Annotated in this window: 8 protein-coding genes; 2 read left to right on the forward strand and 6 right to left on the reverse strand. The window is 33.3% G+C overall.

Annotation, left to right across the window (positions count from 1 at the left end):
- Positions 1-102: 102 nt before the first annotated feature.
- The 6 genes from T489_RS0111670 to T489_RS0111695 all read right to left on the reverse strand — a co-directional run bounded on the left by T489_RS0111670 (position 103) and on the right by T489_RS0111695 (position 5,105).
- On the reverse strand, positions 103-597 hold the full coding sequence (locus tag T489_RS0111670) for a hypothetical protein (protein WP_031580199.1): 495 nt from the start codon (positions 595-597) through the stop codon (positions 103-105).
- A 25-nt stretch (positions 598-622) separates the two neighbouring features.
- Positions 623-2,260, reverse strand: coding sequence for a hypothetical protein (locus tag T489_RS0111675; RefSeq protein ID WP_031580200.1), 1,638 nt, complete (start codon positions 2,258-2,260; stop codon positions 623-625).
- A 5-nt stretch (positions 2,261-2,265) separates the two neighbouring features.
- Positions 2,266-2,901 carry a hypothetical protein gene (locus T489_RS0111680; protein ID WP_031580201.1) on the reverse strand — a complete coding sequence of 212 codons (636 nt, stop codon included), beginning with the start codon at positions 2,899-2,901 and terminating at the stop codon, positions 2,266-2,268.
- A gap of 69 nt (positions 2,902-2,970) precedes the next feature.
- Positions 2,971-3,414, reverse strand: coding sequence for a hypothetical protein (locus T489_RS0111685; protein WP_051622101.1), 444 nt, complete (start codon positions 3,412-3,414; stop codon positions 2,971-2,973).
- A gap of 134 nt (positions 3,415-3,548) precedes the next feature.
- Positions 3,549-4,868, reverse strand: coding sequence for a hypothetical protein (locus tag T489_RS13785; protein ID WP_031580203.1), 1,320 nt, complete (start codon positions 4,866-4,868; stop codon positions 3,549-3,551).
- Positions 4,869-4,886: 18 nt separating this feature from the next.
- Positions 4,887-5,105, reverse strand: coding sequence for a hypothetical protein (locus T489_RS0111695; RefSeq protein WP_031580205.1), 219 nt, complete (start codon positions 5,103-5,105; stop codon positions 4,887-4,889).
- Positions 5,106-5,422: 317 nt separating this feature from the next.
- On the opposite strand from T489_RS0111695, the gene T489_RS0111700 reads away from it, so the two are divergent.
- Both T489_RS0111700 and T489_RS15795 read left to right on the forward strand, forming a co-directional pair.
- Positions 5,423-5,983, forward strand: a complete 561-nt coding sequence (locus T489_RS0111700) for a recombinase family protein (protein WP_031580206.1) — start codon at positions 5,423-5,425, stop codon at positions 5,981-5,983.
- 143 nt (positions 5,984-6,126) lie between these two features.
- Complete coding sequence (locus T489_RS15795; RefSeq protein WP_157608262.1) at positions 6,127-6,297, forward strand: type II toxin-antitoxin system HicA family toxin; 171 nt, start codon at positions 6,127-6,129, stop codon at positions 6,295-6,297.
- Positions 6,298-6,371: the final 74 nt, after the last annotated feature.

The raw sequence follows: 6,371 nt of genomic DNA on the forward strand, positions 1-6,371 counted from the left end.
GTTGAAGTTCTCGTTGATGGCCAAGTATTTGGCGAGCCTTATTATTACTAAGACTATATTGTTAAAAAAGCCCATTAATTGGGCTTTTTACATCAACCAAAATTATTCAAATTTAAATGTGTGCTCCATACCTGCACCAATGGTATCCGTTATTCCATCAACACACAAAGACTTCTCAATACAAGTAGAATCTTTTGAATCACTCCAAACAAAATCATTGCCATCTAAATAAGCTTTCATAACGTAAGTAGCATTATCATATTTCTTTGTTGCAGTAACTGTAACCGTTGATACAAGAACCTTTCCTTTACTCAAAGCCTTAGCAGTATAGTCATTCGACTGCACTTTAACACTTTCAATATCTTTGTTTTTTATGTAATGAGGAATTTCGTATCCCATCCCAGAAGTTCCATTAACACATACACTTGATGATTCCAAATTTTCAAACCAGCATAAATGTACCAATGGTGAAATCTCCCGCTTTATAGGATTAATCACCTTTTCGTGAAAGTTTTTTTGTTGTTCCGTCATCGCCTGAGCACAACAAATTACAGGTAACATTGCAAGCATACCGCAAAGAGCATATTTAATTTTCATAAGTTTTATCCTCTATATTAAAAAATTAACGAGATTTTCCTTTCTTTTGACTTGTGGAAATAACATTCTCACGAGCATTATTTCTTTCTTGATTTCTTTGCATCATTTTCATTCTGTCCGAGTTCTGTGTTTCTTTATTAACTTCTTTTGAAGCTTCTGCCTTTATCTGAATCTGTTTATTCATGTGCTCTCGTCTTTTTAATGATAATGATTGCTCTTGATTATTAAGTGATTGATTTTCCTGACTTTCAGCAATTGTTTCTTTTTTTGTTATATTTTCTTCCATCACCTTTATTCTTTCTGACTTCTGTTCATTTTCCTGATAGACGGAAGAGCCTTCAGTCCTGCTTTTCTTTTCCGATTTCGCATGCATGAACTGGAATCCTTCACTGTTCTTTTCTTTGTTATCATTGACCTTATCTACAGTTTGAGCTTCTTTAACATTCTTTTCGGTTTCAGTTTTTATTATATTTTCTTCTTGTTTAACATTTTTATTTTCAGGAGTTGCTGAATTTTTGGCTTTATTCTTTTTACTAGTGAAAAAAGTATTCCATAACTTACTTGGGAGAAAATTATTCCATAAGTTTTTAGCAAAAACAGAAAAATTTTCTGAACTACCATTCTTAACTCTAATTATTTTATCTGATATATCTTTATTTGAGAACTCAAACAGTAGCTCTTTTCTTATTCTGTTAATTGAAGCTTTTTTCAAGTCTTTATATATATTGCCATAAAAAGATTTATCTATTGCTTTGGCAAGCACGTATTCAGGAGATGCTTCATTAGATCCATAAATAATACCATCATGCCCGACATCAAAAGCCTTTAAAACAGTATCTTTTAAATTCTTAAATATTACATCTTTATTTTCATCAGAGATGTTAGAATTCTTAACGTATTTGAATACTTTAGCTATATTGTCATATAAATTATCTTGCAATTCTAGTTTTAATAATGCTGTTTCTTTTAAATCACCATTACCACAAACCACAGAAGCAATATTATTAAAACATCTGGCATTTACTATTGTTCTTTCTAAAAAATCATGGTTTTTACCTATAAAATTTTTAATCGTAGAATTTATTCCTTCTTTCGATGTCTTTATATGCTTTTTTAAATTGTGAATATATACATTAGGGCTTGATGGACATAGATTGGTATAAAAGTCTTTTTCAAATATAGCCTTGCATGAATTGATATCAAGGTCTTTTTTTAACATTGAAACAGAAGCTGAAACTAATTGCTTAAATCTAAGATTGTCCGTATACAATTGAGAAATCTTATTTTGATCTTTTAAGTCTTTAATTTCTTTAACCACAAAATCTAAATCTTTAAATAATTTCAACTGTTTTAAAAATTCATGGTGACCAATTGAAGAAATCACAATTGCCTTATCATCTAAACGATATGCATCTAATCTATGTTCACCATCCATATCTATTGAAATACAATTATCATTAGGATATGCTAAATAACCGACTTTTTTTGCTCCCTTATGCCATCTCAAAAAAGGTAGATCATTATCAGTCTCAGCCTTATAAATTAAGCCAAGGCATAGGTTAATTTTTTCAAACAAAACAATAAAATCAGGATTTTTATTTATAGCTCCCATACGAACTATACTGTACTGCTTGATGAATTTATCAGTAAATAAAATTTTCATTACCTTTATTCACCATCTTCATCATTTTCTTTATGCCATTGCTCCATACTTCGTTCAAATTCAGGCTGTTCAAGAATCATTTGCTCAACCAATCTATCTATTATTTGCCTTTCTTTTTCTCGCTTTTGCCTATATTCTTCAGGGTGTTCTCTTTTGAATCTTTCTTCCGCTTCAATTTTTTCAATAGCTCTCCTATGAGATATTTTAGCCATTGTCTCTGATATATAATCCTTGGTTAATTCCAAGTCATGATCATCTATAATACTGATTTTATTCTCATATCTGTAAAGCATCAGATTTGCAAGTAGCTCATCATCTTTTATTTCAATATCATCATCCGTATAGGAAAAAAGATCGACCATTCCTCTTAACTCATCCATGTGAGACATCAAAAAAGTCACTTTTTCATCATGAGTTTTATCCTTAACCTGTTCAATTAAGGCAATATAAGCCTTTTCGTAGTCAAGAGCATTAGCTCTATCTTCTCCATGTTTGCCATAGTTAACCATTTCTTCTGTAGAAGGAAAACCTAAAGAATCGACCTCTGGAGTATCGTCATTAGTTTCTTCCCCAAATATCTCAGGGAACTCTTTTTTAGTTAATTTATACAAATTTTTGGATAATTGTTTACGAGAAATCATTTTTAACCTCTATTTACAAAAGTAACTATTGCTGACGCTACCCACATTACAACATGTATCGCAAATTTACTAATCATCACATTCTACAGTAATAATTCCGTCACGATCCTGTAAGTCTCCGTTAAAATCACATTTTCCTTCACCAAACTTAAAATACCAGAAGATGTAAATCCAAGCAATTGGAGCTAAGAAAACAGCAAACATAAAACAAAAACTCATCGTTAACAGCTTCATAATCAACCATAAGAGAGCATTGGTAATAAAAATATTACCCCCCATTATCCAATTCACTACTGATTCGTACACAAATCTTGAAAACGGATAAAGAAACCAGCTTAAAGTCACCAGAGCAAAACCTTCCACCTGCCCCCAGTTAATGGTCGTGTGAGTTGCCATATCTGTCAAAGGCATGTGCGTTAAAATTATCAATGGTAAAGGAGAAATCAGGATAAAGTGTCTTAAAAAATATGCTGGCTGCAAACCACCAAAAATCCAACCTAATTTTCTGAACATAATAAGCTCCTCATATCATAATATGAGTTCATTATACTCCTTTACAAAACAAATACAAATAATTTTTATACCTATTTTGCGGAATACCTATCATTATTTTGGTGGTTTACAAACATTAACAAAAAAGATGTATGTTATCTATGCATCTTATGATCTTTTGTTCTAGCTTGATGACTATTCATTGTGTTTTTTTTTGAATTCTCTTCCATCATCTTCATTCTTTCTGATTTTTGTTCATTTTTCTGCTGGACAGTAGAATCATCTGCCCTGTTTTTCTTGTTGGCTTCCTCCTGCATGTACTGAAACCGTTCACTGTTCTTTTCTTTGTTGTCATTGACCTTATCTACAGTCTGAGCTTCTTTAGTGTTCTTATCGGTTTCAGTTTCAGTTCTGGAAGCTGTTTTAACTTTCTTATCCTTAATCTTACTTTTTGTGGTTCTCAATGAACTCAACTTCTTATTAGCAGACTCAAAGGCTTCATACGTTTCACGCAAGCCCTGTTTGTGAGCCTCAAGCCCCTGCTTCTCCTCTGCTGTGTAATCAGTGTCTTTCAAACGCTCCTCTGTCTCTCTGAGTTCCTTACGCAAGTAATCCATTGTTTCTTTTATGGTTCGTGAGGTCTCAAAATCGAATGAATCCCCCTGTTTCTGCTGTCCGCTTTTAGCCCTGGCATTTTCCTGAAATTCTTTTTCTCCCTGCTCTTTTTCATGGGATTTCTCTTCTGATTGTTCAGTTTTCTTTTCCTGAGTTTTTTCCTTCTGATGAGTCTGCTCTTCCTGATTCACACTCTGTTCCTCAGTTTCCTCCTGCTGTGATTCCTGAACATCTTTTTCTTTGGCCTCTAACCTTTCCATCTTTTCCTTAAGTTTATTGAAAGCTTTTTCTTTAGCCAACCCTGTGCCAACAAGAACTTTCTCCAGATCAGTCATGCTAAGACCAGCTTCCTTTAAACTTTTCTGATCAATTTTAATCTTCTTACCGCCATTCCCAACCTCACCTATCTTTATTCTGTGTCCATCTTCGTTATAGCCATAAATTGAGATTGTCTTAAATTTACACCCCAAAGCTGTACCTAACTTTTCTTGCTCAGTTTTTTTAAGGTCTTCCTTGAGCTGTTTTGTTCTCTTTTGGACCCCATCCGTAACATCATCAATTTCAAAATTTACTTTGATGTTTTCAATCTCACAATCAAATCTAATAAATTTCTTAATCTCTCCGCCCAAGTCTCCTATTTCACCGACGTGAAAATTTTTAACATCACTGGAAACCTTTTTCTTGTGGGGATTAGCAATACCAAATGAAAAAACTTTAATAGCTGTGTTTTTTGAAGCATCTAAAGCTGAACTAAACATTGAACTTGCAATATTCATTTTTCCAACAAGAACAGTCTTCTTTTCTTTCTTTTCTTTCTTTTTTTCTTGTTTTTCCTGAGTTTCCTGATTTTCCTGCGTCATGTTTTATCCCTTCATATTTTATAAATTAACAGAATTCTCCATAATGTCACACAAAACGCCACGAGCATTATCGCCAGATATAGAGATACTCTTGAATGTTTTACCATTTCTGCAAAACAGAACTTTTTCCTGAGTGATGTCCAAAAGGAGCGTAATTCCATAAGCGATATTCAGCGAAGCACTCATGTGTTCGATAATTAACCTTATTTCACACAATTCTTTATCATTCCATTCCATGAAGTCCTGTCCTTTTTGTTTTTTAAACTATAAAATATAGTTTTTGTTCTTTTTGTATTATATACAATATTTCTTTTCTTGTGTTCTCAAATAATCTTTGTTATACTTTAAATTACTCTAAGAAGGGTGGAGCTTCAACAAACATCCAAATCCAACAAGCTCCATCCTTTTCCTTTTTTCCCGATGTAAAACATGCTAATTAAGTACAAGGCTCAAAACTTATAAGTTTTGGGCTCTTTTCTTTTAAAACGGAAAATCAATGCTTTGAGCGAGCTCATAACTTAAGCTCATAAGTAAGCGTCAAAAAGGAGCTGGAAATGATATATGGTTACGCCAGAGTAAGCACTCAAGGACAAGCTAGAGATGGTAATTCTCTTGAGGCACAAAAAACAGCTTTAACTGATGCTGGAGCTACTGAGATATACTCTGATGCCTTTACTGGAACAAAGGCTGATAGACCAGAACTGAATAAACTTCTTGATAAACTCAAAGCTGGAGACACTCTGATATTTACAAAACTTGACCGTGTGGCCAGAAATCTCACGCAGGGAATACAACTTATTGAAAGTCTAGCTGCTAAACAGATTAGAGTTCACGTGCTTAATATTGGCGTTATCGACACCTCTCCTGCCGGAAAACTCATCAGAAATGTCATGCTTGCTTTTGCGGAATTTGAAAGGGATATGATTATCCAACGAACTCAGGAAGGAAAGTCTATTGCTAAATCAGATCCGAACTTTAAAGAAGGCAGGCCTAGAAAATTTACGCCTGCCCAGATTGAACATGCCAGAACACTGTTACAGACTCATACATATTCTCAGGTTGAATCTATGACTGGTATCAGCAAATCTACCCTGAAAAGAATTAAAAATCTTTAGTCCATGTAACAGCTCTGTTCACATTGCTTGTACAAAAAAAATAATTACTTTACATGTATATATTTTACTTTACATATTTATCAAATAGAAGTATAATAACAATGAAAGGTTAATAACGCTTTGAAAAAAGTAAGGAGGTTAAAATTAAGAAGCGAGACCTTGAAAAAGCGGTACGAGCAAACGGTGCTAGACCTGCTAAAGGTTCAAACCATGACAAATGGTATAGCAAGAAGAACTACATGTTTACCATACCGCGTCACAAAGAGATTGATGATGTTCTGGCAAAACAAATAATAAAACAATCTCTAATGTGATTTAGTTAAAGCCTCTGAAATATGAGGCTTTTTTCAGAGGAGATTATACTAAAAATGAATGTAAAAGACTATTT

Source organism: Ruminobacter sp. RM87, from assembly GCF_000701925.1.
GTDB lineage: Bacteria > Pseudomonadota > Gammaproteobacteria > Enterobacterales > Succinivibrionaceae > Ruminobacter > Ruminobacter amylophilus.